Origin of the sequence: Pseudomonas sp. IC_126 (assembly GCF_004331835.1) — a bacterium.
Taxonomy (GTDB): domain Bacteria; phylum Pseudomonadota; class Gammaproteobacteria; order Pseudomonadales; family Pseudomonadaceae; genus Stutzerimonas.
The window spans coordinates 154,085-169,582 of record NZ_SJSS01000007.1 but is presented as its reverse complement, the minus strand read 5'-3'; the positions used below and the strand labels follow the sequence as shown (position 1 = coordinate 169,582).

General features: G+C 60.8%; 12 protein-coding genes, 1 pseudogene and 1 riboswitch. Of the genes and pseudogenes, 8 read left to right on the top strand and 5 right to left on the bottom strand.

The window, feature by feature from the left end:
- Positions 1-50: 50 nt before the first annotated feature.
- Entirely contained in the window at positions 51-1,325 is a 1,275-nt protein-coding gene (locus E0D86_RS19190; RefSeq protein WP_131651648.1) for a DUF2254 domain-containing protein, read from the top strand.
- A 246-nt stretch (positions 1,326-1,571) separates the two neighbouring features.
- Positions 1,572-2,975, top strand: a complete 1,404-nt coding sequence (locus tag E0D86_RS19185; RefSeq protein WP_131651647.1) for a DegQ family serine endoprotease — start codon at positions 1,572-1,574, stop codon at positions 2,973-2,975.
- A gap of 103 nt (positions 2,976-3,078) precedes the next feature.
- Here E0D86_RS19185 and E0D86_RS19180 read toward each other — a convergent pair whose 3' ends face one another.
- Complete coding sequence (locus E0D86_RS19180) at positions 3,079-3,336, bottom strand: DUF1272 domain-containing protein (protein WP_131651646.1); 258 nt, start codon at positions 3,334-3,336, stop codon at positions 3,079-3,081.
- Between the two features lie 198 nt (positions 3,337-3,534).
- Between E0D86_RS19180 and E0D86_RS19175 the strand changes: the two genes are divergently transcribed.
- Positions 3,535-6,648, top strand: a complete 3,114-nt coding sequence (locus E0D86_RS19175; protein ID WP_131651645.1) for an ATP-binding protein — start codon at positions 3,535-3,537, stop codon at positions 6,646-6,648.
- Positions 6,649-6,817: 169 nt separating this feature from the next.
- Positions 6,818-6,915, top strand: a riboswitch (glycine riboswitch).
- A gap of 161 nt (positions 6,916-7,076) precedes the next feature.
- Positions 7,077-8,342, top strand: coding sequence for a D-amino acid dehydrogenase (locus E0D86_RS19170; RefSeq protein ID WP_131651644.1), 1,266 nt, complete (start codon positions 7,077-7,079; stop codon positions 8,340-8,342).
- Between the two features lie 35 nt (positions 8,343-8,377).
- Here E0D86_RS19170 and E0D86_RS19165 read toward each other — a convergent pair whose 3' ends face one another.
- The 3 genes from E0D86_RS19165 to E0D86_RS19155 all read right to left on the bottom strand — a co-directional run bounded on the left by E0D86_RS19165 (position 8,378) and on the right by E0D86_RS19155 (position 9,543).
- The gene (locus E0D86_RS19165) at positions 8,378-8,719 is read right to left on the bottom strand and encodes an FKBP-type peptidyl-prolyl cis-trans isomerase (RefSeq protein WP_131651643.1); all 342 of its coding nucleotides are present in this window, start codon (positions 8,717-8,719) and stop codon (positions 8,378-8,380) included.
- 135 nt (positions 8,720-8,854) lie between these two features.
- Positions 8,855-9,154 carry a GNAT family N-acetyltransferase gene (locus E0D86_RS19160; protein WP_131651642.1) on the bottom strand — a complete coding sequence of 100 codons (300 nt, stop codon included), beginning with the start codon at positions 9,152-9,154 and terminating at the stop codon, positions 8,855-8,857.
- Between the two features lie 77 nt (positions 9,155-9,231).
- On the bottom strand, positions 9,232-9,543 hold the full coding sequence (locus tag E0D86_RS19155) for a hypothetical protein (protein ID WP_131651641.1): 312 nt from the start codon (positions 9,541-9,543) through the stop codon (positions 9,232-9,234).
- Between the two features lie 254 nt (positions 9,544-9,797).
- Here E0D86_RS19155 and E0D86_RS19150 point away from each other — a divergent pair, with 254 nt between their 5' ends.
- The 4 genes and pseudogenes from E0D86_RS19150 (at position 9,798) to E0D86_RS22030 (ending at position 14,188) form a co-directional block, all read left to right on the top strand.
- Positions 9,798-10,985, top strand: coding sequence for an acetyl-CoA C-acyltransferase family protein (locus E0D86_RS19150; protein ID WP_131651640.1), 1,188 nt, complete (start codon positions 9,798-9,800; stop codon positions 10,983-10,985).
- Positions 10,986-11,105: 120 nt separating this feature from the next.
- Positions 11,106-12,014 carry a chemotaxis protein CheV gene (locus tag E0D86_RS19145; protein WP_131651639.1) on the top strand — a complete coding sequence of 303 codons (909 nt, stop codon included), beginning with the start codon at positions 11,106-11,108 and terminating at the stop codon, positions 12,012-12,014.
- A 254-nt stretch (positions 12,015-12,268) separates the two neighbouring features.
- Positions 12,269-13,333: pseudogene (locus E0D86_RS22035) on the top strand (methyl-accepting chemotaxis protein); the annotation flags it as partial.
- Entirely contained in the window at positions 13,325-14,188 is an 864-nt protein-coding gene (locus E0D86_RS22030; protein WP_371924094.1) for a methyl-accepting chemotaxis protein, read from the top strand. The pseudogene E0D86_RS22035 and the gene E0D86_RS22030, both read left to right, overlap by 9 nt.
- A gap of 140 nt (positions 14,189-14,328) precedes the next feature.
- On the opposite strand, the gene E0D86_RS19135 is transcribed toward E0D86_RS22030, so the two are convergent.
- Positions 14,329-15,459 carry an SMP-30/gluconolactonase/LRE family protein gene (locus E0D86_RS19135; protein WP_131651637.1) on the bottom strand — a complete coding sequence of 377 codons (1,131 nt, stop codon included), beginning with the start codon at positions 15,457-15,459 and terminating at the stop codon, positions 14,329-14,331.
- Between the last annotated feature and the right edge of the window lie 39 nt (positions 15,460-15,498).

Below are 15,498 nucleotides of genomic sequence, written 5' to 3'. Positions count from 1 at the left end.
TGCGGTGACGCTCTTGTCTGTACTGAAACGGACCTGAGCGCGAGTCGCAGATGATCGAGCGTTGGAAGTGGTTTCTCATCCGCATCAGCAGGCGACCCTGGTTCAGGGCCAGCCTGTTTTCTGTCCTGGGCATCGCGGCTGCGCTGGTGGCATTGGCTGTGGCGCCCTATATCCCCGACGATGTCCCGACCAAGATCGGCTCCGATGCGGTCGATAACATCCTTGGCGTGCTGGCATCGAGCATGCTCGCGGTCACGACCTTTTCGCTGAGCATTATGGTGGCCGCCTACGGTTCGGCGACCAGCAACGTCACCCCGCGGGCCATCTCGCTGCTGGTGGAAGACCCCACGACGCAAAACACCCTGTCCACCTTCATCGGTTCGTTCATCTTTAGCCTGGTCGGCATCATCTCCCTGAGCACAGGGCTTTATGGTGATAAGGGCCGGGTCGTATTGTTCGCGGCGACAATCGTTGTCGTGGTTTTGGTGGTCTACGCGTTGTTGCGCTGGATCGATCAGCTGTCGGGGCTGGGTAGGGTCGCGGAGACCACGGCGAGGGTGGAGGACGCCGCAACCCGGTCGTTGTGCCAGCGCATGGAACAACCCTATCTGGGTGGCTGCCCGCTCGAGGTTGACCCCAAAGCGCTGCCGGGCGCGCGTCCGCTGTACGCCCGGAAGATTGGCTTCGTGCAGCACATCGACATGCCGGCATTGGGCACGTTGACCGAGTCGGAGAGCAGTTCGGTCTATATCTGTGTGCTGCCGGGTACCTTCGTCGAGCCGACGCAGCCGATCGCCTGGTCCGTGGGTGTAGGCGAAGAGTGTGACGACGCACTGCGCGCGGCCTTCGTCATCGGCGCACAGCGAACCTTCGACCGCGACCCACGCTTCGGAATGACCGTCTTGGCCGAGATTGCGTCGCGAGCCTTGTCGCCTGGTATCAACGATCAGGGGACCGCAGTTGATGTAATCGGTCGCGGTCTGCGCGTGCTGTCGCATCTATCCAGGCCGACTCCACCGGAGGAGCCCAAATTTGACCGGATATTCGCACCTGGCCTGAGCGTGGCGGACATGCTCGACGACTTCTTTACACCCATCGCGCGCGACGGGGCTGCGCTGGTCGAGGTGGGCATATGTCTGCAGCAGGCGCTGGCATCGCTGGGGCGGCTGGGTGACGCAGCGGTCAGAATCGCGGCCGACCGACATATCGAGCTGGCGCTCAAACGGGCAGAAGCCGCGCTCGTTTTGCCCGAGGATCATCTGCGTGTACGCCAAGCGGCCGAACAGGCCGGGTTCGAAACGACCGGCCTGGATGCGATCAGATAAACGATCCCTATCGGAAATTGCTGCGGCGAAACCTTACGGTTCCTTTACCTCCGCTTCACACGAAGCTGACTGTACAAGGCGTAGAGTTCTTCACAGGCTGACGGAACAGCTTGCTCCCTTGGGTGGGTTTGCCGTGGCCGGGCTGTTGAACAGCGTTCGAGCGCACGGCGGCCCGCTGCTTTTTTTGGCTAGATGGCCACACTCAAGTTCGTTTAACCAATTTTCCATCGTGGGAGACCTGTCACCATGATCCTTCGTAAAGACCTTCTGGCAGTCGTAGCCGGCGTGGCGTTATTCGGACAGGCGCTGATCGCCTATGCGGATCTGCCGGATTTCACGCCGCTGGTCGAAGATGCCTCGCCGGCGGTCGTGAACATCAGCACCAAGCAGAACAAACCCGCGCGTGGCGCGCTGGCACAGACTCCGGATCTGGAAGGCATCCCGCCCATGTTCCGCGAGTTCTTCGAGCGTGGTATCCCGCAACGGCCCGAGCGCCGAGAGGCTCAGTCGCTGGGTTCGGGCTTCATCATTTCAGAAGACGGTTATGTGCTGACCAATAACCACGTGGTCGCCGATGCCGATGAAATCATGGTGCGTCTGCCTGACCGCAGCGAACTGCAAGCCAAGCTGGTCGGAGCCGACCCGCGCAGTGACGTGGCGCTGCTGAAAATCGAAGGGGACGATCTGCCGACGGTCAAGCTCGGTAGCTCCGAGGCGTTGAAAGCAGGCGAGTGGGTTGTCGCCATTGGTTCCCCGTTCGGCTTCGATCACACCGTGACGGCTGGCGTGGTCAGCGCGACCGGTCGCAGCCTGCCGAACGAGAGCTATGTGCCCTTCATTCAGACGGACGTAGCGATCAACCCAGGCAATTCGGGTGGCCCGCTGTTCAACCTCGACGGCGAAGTGGTGGGCATCAACTCGCAGATCTTCACCCGCTCCGGTGGCTTCATGGGGTTGTCGTTCGCCATCCCGATCGACGTCGCCATGGATGTCGCCAACCAGCTGCGTGAAGACGGCAAGGTCAGCCGCGGTTGGCTCGGGGTGGTCATTCAAGAGGTGAACAAGGATCTGGCCGAGTCGTTTGGTCTCGAGCGTCCCGCCGGTGCGCTGGTGGCGCAGATCATGGATGGTGGCCCGGCAGCCAAGGGCGGCCTGAGGGTGGGTGACGTGATTCTGAGCGTCAACGGCAAGTCCATTGACATGTCCGGCGATCTGCCACACCTCATCGGCGCGATGAAACCCGGCACCACCGCCAAATTCGAGATCGTGCGTGACGGCGACCGCGAGACCTTGAGCATCGATGTCGGTGCCTTGCCCGCAGACGGCGATTTGCTGGCCTCGGCTGGTGGCGCGGGCGGTACTACCCATAGCGATAACCGCCTCGGTGTTTCGGTGACCGAGCTGACCGACGCACAACGTCAGGCGCTCGAAATCAACGGTGGTGTGGTGCTCAGTGAAGTCAACCAAGGCCCTGCGGCGATGATCGGCCTGCGTCCGGGTGACGTCATCACGCATCTGAACAACCAAGCCATCGACTCGGTAGAAACCTTCAGTCAGGTGGTCAAGGCGCTACCGAAGAATCGCTCCGTGTCGATGCGTGTGCTGCGCGACGGACGGGCTAGCTTCATTACGTTCAAACTACCGAAATAACGACCTAGCCCTGAACACGAACTCCGGCCCGCTTCATGCGGGCCTTTTTCGTGCCCATGACTGTTTGGTTAGACGAGCGATGGCGAAGACGGGCCGTTGGAACTTACCGAACGATAGGGGCCGGGCTGCAACGTTGCGTCTTATATACGCGTTGTGTGGCCGCCGGATTATTAGCGAGTTTCGCAGCGGGGCGACGGGGGCGGGCCACCAGTTCGCCGCCGCAGTTGGGGCAGATGAAACCAAGTTTCGACTCCGCGCACTCCGTACAGAAGGTGCACTCGAAGGAGCAGATCAACGCTTGCGCAGATTCTGGCGGCAAATCAATGTTGCAGCATTCGCAGCCAGGCCGAAGTTCTAACATGCAAATCTCCCAAGGATTCAATTATCTGGCAGCGCCTTGCCACCTGAAGATGTGAATGAACTGGTCCGTAGCAAGGACCCTCCAAGTGCTGATACTCGTCGCACGGATTGCTTAAACTAATGCGTGCCGCTCGGCGACGCACCGTTTCGCCGAGTTTTTTACGCCTTGATTCCAATCAGGGTGTCAGGGGAAGAACTATTGAATCAGGCAAGAGCGAAACCGACCCGCTCGGTACCGTTGCGCAGCCGTCTGCTGACGATCGCGCTTGCCGGAATTCTGCCTCTGGCACTGGTCGCCGGGCTGGGTCTGGTATCGATAGTCAACGATCAGAAGCTACTGGCGAAGCAGCGTAGCCTAGAAGCCACACGCCTGGCCGCCACGGCAGTCGAGGTCGAACTCAGGCGCTCCCTGGACGTGCTGCAGGCGTTATCGCAATCAACGCTGCTCGATGAGGATGATATCGACAGCTTCGCCGGTATGGTCCATCGCGTATTGCCCTCGGTGCCTAGCTGGTATGCCCTGCTCGTCATCACACCGGAGGGCCAGGTCATCCGGCGTATTTCGCGGCACGACTCGCCCGCATCCGAGGCGATTGCCGAGCCGCGCAGTTTTGCTGAACTGATGCGCACCGGTGAGCCGCAGGTGGGCAATATGGGGCTGGGCCCCGGTGGGCTATGGGGGATTCCCATACGCGTGCCGGTCGATATCGAGGGGAACATTCGCTACGTCCTGACCGCGGTGCTCAAGCCTGAATCCATCGTCGAGGTCATCAGCGACCGTCGATTACCTCAGGGCTGGATCACCACAGTGCTGGATGCCAGAGGCATGCGCATCGCACGTTCTCAGCGGCACCAGGAAACCGTGGGGCAGCCGGCATCTCCGACTCTCCAGAGCATGCTCGTGGACAATCCCGCCGATGAAGGAGTGGGCATGGCCATGACGGTCGAAGGTGCTTCGGCGTACACCGCATTCGTCCGCCTGCGTCCGTCGAGGTGGGTCGTCGCCACGGGTGCGCCAACCGAAACGGTGGAAGCTGGCGCCGCTCGGGCTTTCACGCTCTATGGCGGCGGACTGTTGCTGTCCCTGATGTTTGCCGTCGCCGCGGCGTTGTTCGCGACGCGGCGAATCAACGTGCCGATGCGTCAGTTGCGCCGGGCGGCGCAGGCCATCGGTCAAGGCCAGTCGTTACAACAGGTACCGGACAGCGAAATCGAAGAGGTGCGCGAGGTAGGCCAGGCACTGGCTGCCGCTGCGCAGGCGCGTAGGGCGAGCGAGGCCGAACGTGACAGCATGTTGTCGCAGCTGGAACTGGCTCAGCAGGACCTGACCGAGCAGATAAGCGATCTGAATTCACTGCACACGCTCGGTAACCGATTGCAGCAATTGCCAACGCTGGATGCTCAGCTGCAGGCGATTATCGATGTGCTGTGCGAGCTGCACGGTGCGACCCATGGCCTGCTGGCGCTAAGCGATGGCCAGTCGCCCTTGCGCATTCATGCGTCGAAGGGTTTTTCGCCGGCCTCGCTGGAACTCATGGACAACGTAGCGCCCGGACTCGGCGTTTGCGGCGCAGCGGTACAGGAAGGCTGTCGGGTGGTTGTGACGGACACCGAAACCGATCCGCGCTTCACCGGGTTTCGCGTCGTGTCCCGTATCGAAGGGTTCCGCTCCGCTCACAGCACACCGATTCTGCATAGCGACGGCAGTGTCCTCGGCACTCTGACCGTGCAACTCAAAGAGACGCGGCCCCCGACCGAGCGTGAAATTCGTCTGGCCGATCTTGCGGCTGGCCTTGCTGCGGTATTCATCGACCGGGCACGGGCGCAGAGCAAGGCCGGCATGCTTGAGAGGCGACTGCAGGTGGCGCTGGATTCCTCCACCGTTCCGTTCGCCATTCTTTCCCCGCACCTCAATGCTGCGGGCGAGTTACATGACTTCCGGCTGGACTTCATCAACCCGACCGGTGCCGAGAGCTTGCAGGGAACGGTTGTTGAACTGACGGGGCGGCACATCAACGAAGTGCTCGGACCCAATGCCAATCCACAAGCGATCGACACCCTTGTGGCGGCGGCGACGCAGCAACAACCGCGTGACGTAGAGATGCGCAGCACTGCCTTTGCCAGCGAGCGCTGGGTGCGCCTGATCGCCACGCCTTTCGAGCACAGGCTCGCCGTCTGGTTCGCTGACGTGACCAAATCCAAACGTCAGGAGCAGGCGATCCTGGAGGCTGATCGGCGCAAGGATGAGTTTCTCGCGACACTGGCGCATGAGCTGCGTAACCCGCTGGCGCCCATTCGCCTGGCTGCTGGCCTTTTCGGCTCTCCCTCTGCATCCGAAGCCCAGAAGTTGCGTAGCCAGCAAATCATCGAGCGGCAGGTGCGACATATGGCCCTGCTGCTGGACGATCTGTTCGATATCTCCCGCATCACCCTCGGTAAGCTGGTGTTGCGCAAGGAATCACTGGATCTCCGAGCGGTGGTCGAGGCTGCCGTCGAAACTGCACGGGCCAAAATCGAGTCAAAACGACATGAGTTGATCGTCGAGCAGCCGACGGAACCGATCCTGCTCGACGCCGATCCCCTGCGGCTCGAGCAGATACTCGTCAATTTGCTGAACAACGCCGCCAAGTTCACCGCTCAGGGTGGACAGATCCGAGTTCGCGCCGCGTTGAAAGAAGGAATGGCAACGGTGTCGGTGGCCGATAACGGCTTAGGCATTGCTCGCGAGCATCTCCAACTGATTTTCGAACGATTCGCTCAGGTGCCAACGACCCAAACACAGGTCAATGCTGGCCTGGGCATCGGGCTGGCGCTGGCCAAGGGGCTGGCCAATCTTCATGGCGGCGACATCCGCGTGAGCAGCGAAGGGGTAGGGTTGGGGGCGGAATTCGAGTTGAATCTGCCGGCGCTGGCCCCACCGCAGCGCGACGCGCAGTCTGTGAAAGCCGGCGAGTCTGCGGCCCATACGCGGCGGGTTTTGGTCGCTGACGACAACCGGGATATCGCCGAAACCATGGCCGAAGTCCTCCGGTTGGAGGGCCACGAGGTACATCTGGCTTTCGACGGCGTCGAAGCCTTCGAGCGCTATCGGCAGCTCGAACCAGAAGTGGTGTTATTGGATATCGGCATGCCTGGCCTGCGTGGCGATGAGGTTGCTCGGATGATCCGCTCGTCGGATTCACGTGTTCGGCTGGTAGCGATCACCGGCTGGGGGCAGCCGAGCGACAAGGAAAATGCGCTGGCGGCCGGGTTCGATGTACACCTGACCAAGCCCGTCGATATCGCCCAGCTGATAGCACTGGTGGGCTCCTGAAATCATGCCTGTAACGCGGGTGATGGTTTCATGGCGCGCCGCTGAAGCGATCGACTGCATCGTTCCTTAGTCGTACGGCAGAAAAAATTGTGTTGCAAAGGGGCCGTTTTCTGGCACCTTGAGCACGACTGCATCACTGGATCGATTTCGATCGGTCCGGCACATGAAGTATGTGGACTCGGGAGAGACTGCCGCGACATCGTCGCCGGCAGCGCCGAAGGAGCAACCGCCCCGGAAACTCTCAGGCAAAAGGACCGATTCCACAGGTTTGACTCTGAAGAGCCGTCGGGTGTCGTCGCCCGTCGCACCGAAGGAGCAAGCGGACTCCGCTCGTTGGAGCTCGCGAAACTCTCAGGTCCAGAACAGAGGGGGCGTCTGATCCGCATGTCGCGGACGGACTCTAACCCTTGACGTTCTGGAGCGACACAATGAAAACAATCGCTGTCATTGGTGGCGGTATCACCGGCATCACCACCGCCTATGCGTTGGCCAAGCGCGGTTTCGACGTAACCCTTTTCGAAAAGCACCGCTACGCCGCGATGGAAACCTCCTTCGCCAACGGCGGGCAGCTCTCCGCCTCGAATGCTGAGGTCTGGACTCACTGGTCAACCATCCTCAAGGGCATGAAATGGATGCTCAAGAGCGACGCGCCATTGCTGGTCAACCCCAAGCCCAGCTGGCATAAGCTGTCCTGGTTCGCCGAGTTCATCGGTTCCATCCCGCAGTACCGTCAAAACACCATCGAAACCGCACGCCTGGCCATCGCTGCCCGTGAGCATCTGTTTGCCTGGGCTGAAGAAGAGGGCATCGACTTCGATCTGAAGAAGGCCGGCATTCTGCACATCTACCGCGACAAGGCTGGCTTCGAGCACGCTGGCACAGTCTCCACACTGCTGGCCCAGGGTGGGCTGCCGCGCCGCAGCGTGACGCCAGACGAGATGCGGGCCATCGAGCCAACGCTGGCGGGGCAGTACTACGGCGGCTATTACACCGAGTGCGATTCCACCGGCGACATTCACAGTTTCACCAACGGCCTCGCGGCGGCGGCCATTCGCCTGGGCGTCGAATGCCGTTACGGCCAGGATGTTAAAGCTGTGGCGACCAACGGCAGCCAGGCTAGCGTCATTCTCGGCACGCCAGGCGGCGACGAAACACTGGAATTCGACGGCATGGTCGTCTGCGCCGGTACGGCTAGCCGCGCGCTGGCTGCACAACTGGGCGATCGGGTGAACATCTATCCGGTGAAAGGTTATTCGATCACCGTCAACCTCAACGACGAAGCCAGCCGTGCCGCAGCTCCGACCGTGAGCCTGCTGGACGACGAAACGAAGCTGGTGACCAGCCGCCTTGGTGATAACCGCCTACGCGTCGCCGGGACCGCTGAGTTCAATGGTTACAACCGCGACATTCGGGCCGATCGTATCCGTCCGTTGGTGGACTGGGTCAACGAATGCTTCCCAGGCGTCAGCACTCAGAGCGTCGTGCCTTGGGCCGGACTACGCCCGATGATGCCGAACATGATGCCCAAGGTCGGCCGCGGCAAATCGCCCTGCATCTTCTACAACACTGGCCATGGCCACCTGGGCTGGACCCTGAGCGCCATTACGGCGGACATGATCGGTGACGTAGTAGGGCAATCGCTGGGCTCACAGGCGCCAATATCCACCGGAACCGGACAGGCTGCATTAGCCTGACCCCATACTGATAGTCGCGGCTAATGCCGCGACTATCACTCATCCCGAGTCAGCACTTCCAACAGCTCGATCTCGAAGAGCAGGTTCGAGTTCGGCTTGATGTGTTCGCCGATCTGTCGTTCGCCGTAGGCGAGATGGGCGGGAACGAAGAGTTTGCGTTTGCCCCCGACCTTCATACCCATCAGCCCAATGTCCCAGCCTTTGATGACGCGTCCGGTGCCGATTACGCATTGGAACGGCTTGCCGCGATCGTAGGATGAATCGAAGGTGGTGCCGTCTTCCAGCTGGCCTCGGTACTGAGTGGTGATGAGGGCACCCTTGACCACTTCTTTACCGTCGCCGACCTGGATATCCTCGATCTGCAGTTCGTTGCTCATCGATTTCTCTTCTTATGCGTTTGACCAGCACCTGGCGGGCGCCGAGATGATCCCGCAGCGGGTGAACCTCATGTGCTGCCGGCGGGGGCAGGCATTTTACCGTCCTGCGTGGTGGATTCCTGCCCATCAGTGCTTTCACTGAGCGGGTGAATCGATGATGTCGTTCCAGTCTGGGTGCTTCTTCACATAGGCGGCGACGAATCCGCAGACCGGTACGATGCGCTTGCTGCGCTGGCGGGCATCGTCGAGTGACTGGCGAATCAGTACGCTGCCCATGCCTTGGCCTTCGAGGCTCGGATCCACTTCGGTGTGGGTAAACACCAGGCTGTCTCCGTCTTCGCGGTATGCGGCAAAGCCGAGTGTTTCGCCTTCGATGTCCAGCAGGTAGCGCTGTTGATCTTTGTCGTGTCGAACCTTCGCGTTGTTATCGCTCATCGGTGGTTTCCTAGGATGGTAAGCAGGGCAGGGCGCGCCAGAAGGTGGCGGCCGATTCACTCTTGATCGACTTCGAACTACAGCTCATCGACCAGCCGTTTGCCCAATTCCGTGCCGCGCTCGAGCGCTTCGTCGAAGCTGCGGTAGTGCTGGGTCTGGTCCACGCTCACCGGGACGACGATCTCGCGATCTTTCACGACCTCGGCGCCCACCGCCCAAAGCGTCTCGCCAAAGGTTTCGTATTCATAACCGGTGAGATGCACGATTACGTCGTGGTCGCGATAGACCAGCCGGTGGCTGTGCGGAATCTGGTGATCGCTGCCGTTGGGGATGTGCGCAGGGGTTTCGAAGTAAGGTTGTTCGGCGTCCGGTTTGACTGCCTTGGTCATCGCTGGGCCTCCCATGGGTTGTCTGGGTTGGGCCCGATATCGATGTGCATCGTTCCATGGTGAGGAGCGCGAGCGACGGGCGCATCGCTCTGCCGGCGTTTCCCCATCGCGGCAAGTGACCGATGAGTTCTGCAATAACGCATGAGCGATCTGCAGCATTTTCCTGTTGTTCTGCTGATTCATCCGGTTAGCATCGGCTGAACCGCCGCGCCGGATTGGCCGGAGCGACCCCCATTCAACAGAAGAGAACCCCCATGACTGAACGCGAAATCGTCGTTGTCGGTGCGGTGCGCACGCCAATCGGCTCCTTTGGCGGCGCGCTGAAGGACATCGATCTGACCACCCTGGCGACGACCGTCTGCCGCGCAGTGCTGGAGCGCTCCGGCACGCCGGCGGATGCCGTTGGCCACGTGGTGATGGGCAACGTGATACCCACCGAGCCGCGGGATGGCTATCTGGCACGAGTCGCTGCGGTCGACGCCGGCATACCGCTGGAAACTCCCGCGTTCAACGTCAATCGCCTGTGCGGCTCAGGCCTGCAGGCAATCATTTCCGCCGCGCAGTCGATCCTGCTCGGCGATACCGATGTAGCCATTGGCGGCGGCGCGGAGAGCATGAGCCGCGGGCCATTCATTGTGCCGAACATGCGCTGGGGCGCGCGTCTCGGTGATGGCGCTGTGATCGACTACATGAACACGCTCCTGCACGATCCCTGGGGCAAATTCCATATGGGCGTGACCGCGGAGAACGTAGCCGAGCGCTACGGCATAAGTCGCGAACAACAGGATGCCTTGGCATTGGAAAGCCAAGCGCGTGCCGCCCGGGCGCTGGAGAACGGCTACTTTCGCGAACAGATCGTTCCGGTCGAAATCCGCAGCCGTAAAGGCACCGCTTATTTCGACACCGACGAGCATCTGCGCGCCGACCTAACTCTGGAGCGCCTTGCGGCATTGAAGCCGGTGTTCAAAAAGGAGGGCGGCACCGTAACCGCAGGCAACGCGTCCGGACTGAACGACGGTGCCGCGGCGCTGATACTGGCCGAGGCGGGACGGGCGAAAGCACTCGGGCTGACGCCCATGGCGCGATTGGTCGGTTATGCCCATGCCGGCGTCGACCCGGCCTACATGGGCATTGGTCCGGTGCCGGCAGTGCGCAAGGTGCTGGAGCGTACCGGGATCAGTCTGGACCAGATCGATGTGATCGAGGCCAACGAGGCCTTCGCCGCCCAGGCCTGCGCGGTGATGCAGGAGCTCGGTATGGACCCGGCGCGAGTCAATCCCAACGGCTCTGGCATCTCGCTCGGGCATCCGGTGGGTGCGACCGGCGCGATCATCACAGTCAAGGCGATCCATGAGCTGCAGCGCATCCAGGGCCGCTATGCGCTGGTGACCATGTGCATCGGCGGTGGACAGGGCATCGCGGCGATCTTCGAGCGCTGCTGACCGGGAGCGCGGCATTTAGCAGAAGCCGTTCAGATGACTGAAGATTTCGCCGTTCCAGCCGACAAGGCTCTAGCGAGGTGATATCTACGCCACGAGAACGGCTTTCCCACAGGATCATTCATGAATAACACATCCGCCACCGACTCCTTATCGCTTCTGCTGTTCACGCTGCGCAGCGGCAAGCAGATGGCGATCAACCTGTTGAAAGTCAGCGAGATCATTCCGACGCCATCGCTGACCCGGCTTCCCGAGTCGCATCCCCATGTGAAGGGCGTCGCCACGCTGCGGGGTCAGCCGTTGACGGTCATCGACCTGAGCTTGGCGATCGGCATGGCGCCGCTGCAGGACCCCAAAGGCGGTTGCCTGATCGTCACCGAAATCAGCCGCTCGAAGCAGGGGCTGCACGTTCAGGCGGTGGTGAAGATCGTCCACATCCAGTCTTCGAAAATCCTGCCGCCGCCGTACGGTGCGCGCAACAGCTCCTTCATTACCGGCACGGCTGAGGTAGACGGCGAGCTGATCCAGATTCTCGATGTGGAAAAGGTGATCCACACCGTCGCGCCTGCTCCCGCAGAGGCCGACATCTCCGATTTGGATGATCAGGACGCGCAGCTGCTTACCGAAACCCGCGCCCTGATCGTCGATGACAGCCAGGTGGCCGTGCATATGTCGGTATCGGCCCTGAGCAAGATGGGCGTCACCTGCCATGCGGTGCGCAGCGCCCGTGAGGCCTTCGAGAAGCTCGACAGCCTGAAGGACAGCTACGAAGCGATCAACGTGGTGGTATCGGATATCGAGATGCCGGAGATGGACGGTTACTCCTTCACCCAGGCGCTGCGTAAGCATCCCGACTACGCCTCTATTTACGTGCTGCTGCATACCTCGCTGGACAGCACCATCAGTACCGACAAGGCAAAGACGGCCGGGGCCAATGACATCCTCACCAAATTCTCCCCGCCGGAGATGGCCAAATGCATGTTGCGTGCGGCGCGGGTGATCCATCTGGGTGAGGACGTCGCGGCAGGCTGATCAGCCGTTCCGATGACGCCCGGCTGGTGATGGCGCTCCATCCGTAGCCCACCGAGCGGCTTTGCCGGTTCGGTGGGCTTCTCGTCAGCATCTGCCGTTCGATCCTCAGCATTTTGCGATGTATGAATCCTGTTCTGTGCTCAAGCTTCATGGCTGGGCGCCGATACGGTGCGCGCGGGACCCAGGCTGGCCGCAAATAAAAACAATCATTCAACCTGAAAGACCCTGAATCGAATTTTGAATGGACGTTTTTAATGAACAGCTGGTTTGGCAACATCGCGATCAACAAGAAGTTGGGGCTGGGCTTTGGCTCGGTGCTGATATTGACTCTGGTATTGGCCTGGAACGGTTGGGGTAGCCTTGGCAGCGTCATCCAGCGCAGCGGATGGATGACTGAAATATCCGCCTTGAATGACACGCTTACCGGGCTGCGGATTGCCCGGCTGCAGTTCATGCTGGCCAACGGCGATCAGGTTTCTACCGAGCGCCTTGACGACAAGCTCGAGATCTATCTGGCTCAGCAGTCGAAGCTCCTCGGCACTTTCAAGAACCCCATCAATGTGGAGATGCTCAAAGAGCAGAGCGGGTTCAACGACGACTATCAGCGTTCGCTCGACAAGATGCGCAAGGCCTACGTCGAAGCGAACGCCGCGCAAGGGGCGGTCATCGCCGCGGTCGGCGTTCTGGAAGAGCGGACTGGCGCGATCTATCAGCGAGTGATCGGCCTATCGGACTATGACAGTTCCCGTTTTGCGCAACTGCAAGGCATCGCGCGGATCAGAGAAGAGCTGAAGCAGGTACGGTATTTATTCAGTGCCTATACCGCCAAGTCTACCGCCCAGAACGGTGATGCCATGATCGCTCAGCTGGATGCCGCGCAGTCTGCCCTGACTCAGTATGAGCGGACGTTGGAAGGCAGCGCGAATGATCTGAATGTGATCGAAACGACGCTTGGGCAGTACCGCACGGCCCTGCTGAATTTCCGAACTGCGACCGACACGATTGCCGTTGCACGCCAGGAAATGACCGACGTCCAGGCCGAAATCGTCAGAATCAGCGACGCCTTGTATCAGTTTCAGCTGGATCGGCTAGACATCGAAAGCGGCGACGCGCGCACTCGCCTGATCGTCAGCACTCTGCTCGCGCTCCTGTTGGGCATCCTGGCGGCATGGGTGATCACGCGCCAGATCACACGTCCGTTGCAAGACACACTGAGAGACGTCGAACGTATTGCTGCGGGTGACTTGTCTGCGAGCGCGCCAGTGACGCGTCGTGATGAGATGGGCACCCTGCAAAAAGGTATTCAGCAAATGGGCTCGACGCTACGAGACCTCATCGGCGGGATCCGCGATGGCGTGACCCAGATCAGCAGCGCTGCCGAGGAGTTGTCTGCGGTCACCGAGCAGACCAGCGCCGGGGTGAACAGCCAGAAAATCGAGACCGACCAGGTCGCCACCGCCATGCATGAGATGTCGGCGACGGTTCACGATGTCGCACGCAATGCAGAGCAGGCAGCGTTTGCCGCGACAGAGGCCGACCAGGAAGCGCGAGCGGGTGATCAGGTGGTCTCGGAGGTTGTCACGCAGATCGAACGCCTGGCCGCCGAAGTGATTCGCTCTACCGAGGCGATGGCGGTTCTGCAAGGAGAAAGCGACAAGATCGGAAGTGTCATGGGTGTGATCAGGGCGGTTGCGGAACAGACCAACCTCTTGGCGTTGAATGCCGCAATCGAGGCGGCCAGGGCCGGCGAGGCGGGGCGTGGTTTTGCGGTGGTCGCTGACGAAGTGCGCGGCCTTGCACAGCGCACGCAAAAATCCACCGAGGAAATCGAAGGGCTGGTGGCTGGCTTGCAGAACGGCACCAAGCAGGTCGCGACGATCATGCTGAGCAGCCGCGAGCTGACGGACAGCAGCGTGGCTCTTACTCGCAGGGCTGGCGAGTCGCTGGAGAACATCACGCGCACCGTTTCGAACATTCAATCGATGAACCAACAGATCGCCGCAGCCGCCGAGCAGCAGAGCGCCGTGGCTGAGGAAATCAGCCGCAGCGTCTTGAATGTTCGAGACGTTTCCGAGCAAACCGCAGCGGCGAGTCACGAAACCGCAGCGTCTAGCGTGGAGCTGGCCCGCTTGGGTAATCACCTGCAAATGATGGTGAGCCGGTTCAGGATGTGACATCCGGCATCGGGCTGTTGCTCTCTATGAATTCTCGAAGGAGGGCGGCGATTCTGGGTTCAGCAAGAGCCTTGTGACATAACGAACAGCCCGAGCCGACAGGGTGGCTTTGCAGGCGACACCCTGTCATTTTCGTCCTCTCAGGGCCTGGCCCCAGGTATGCGCATGCCGAACGTAGCGTCTCGTGTATTGACGTACAGCGCGTAGATCGAATGGCTGCTCGCCATGAATAACCGATTGCCCTTGCTACCGCCGAAACAGAGATTGGCGCAGCGTTCGGGCAGCCTGATCTTGCCGATCGCCGTGCCCTGCGGATTGAAGATCATCACGCCGTCCAGCTCGGCGGTTTTGGCTTCCGGTGAGCCAGAACTGCCCCAGCCGCACCAGAGATTGCCATCCTCGTCGCATTTGATGCCGTCGAGCGCGCCATGGGTGGGAGCTTCGATGTGCTTGCGGCGCTCGCCTAAGGTGCCGTCATCATTGACCGAGTAGGCCCAGACGAGACGATTGGGCTTCGCACGGCCTTCGACCACGTAGAGTTCCTTTTCGTCAGGCGAGAAGCAAATACCGTTGGGGCCAGCAATCGAATCGATTACTCGGGTCACTGCACCGGTTTTTCCATCGATGCGGTAAACCGCGTCTGGCAGTTCGGTCTCGATCTTGTGCCCCTCGTAGTAATTGGCGGTCTGGAAGGGCGGATCGGTGAACCAGATCGAGCCGTCCCGTTTGATCGTCAGATCGTTGGGCGAATTGAAGCGCTTACCCTCGAAGTTGTCGGCTAGCACCGTAATGCTGCCATCCGGTTCGGTGCGGGTGACTCGGCGGCCCTGACCGTTGGTGGTCGAGCCTTCACAGACCAGTAGCCGACCCTGCAGATCGCGGTTCAGGCCGTTGGAGTGGTTCGAGGCCTCGCGATAGGCATCGAACGAGCCCGTGATTTCGTCCCAGCGCATGATGCGGTTCCCTGGAATATCGCTGACCAGCAGGTAGCGACCATCACCGACCCAGACCGGGCCTTCCGCCCAGCGCATACCAGTGGCGAGCTGCTCGACGCTGGCGTTGAACAGTCTGTATTTGGCAAAGCTTTCATCGAGGATCTCAACCAGCTCGTCTGGGTAACGCTGGGTCAGTGGCTGCGCAACCGCGAGTCGGGACAGGCCCAGACCGCCCATGGAGGCCACACCCGCCGACACCATCAGCGAGTTCTTTAGAAATGCACGGCGCGCGTTGCGCTGATCATCGGTAACGGAGTCATCGTTCGTAGTTGTCATGGCGGTGCGTCCTAACGTGAATGTCTTTTTATGGGCGAA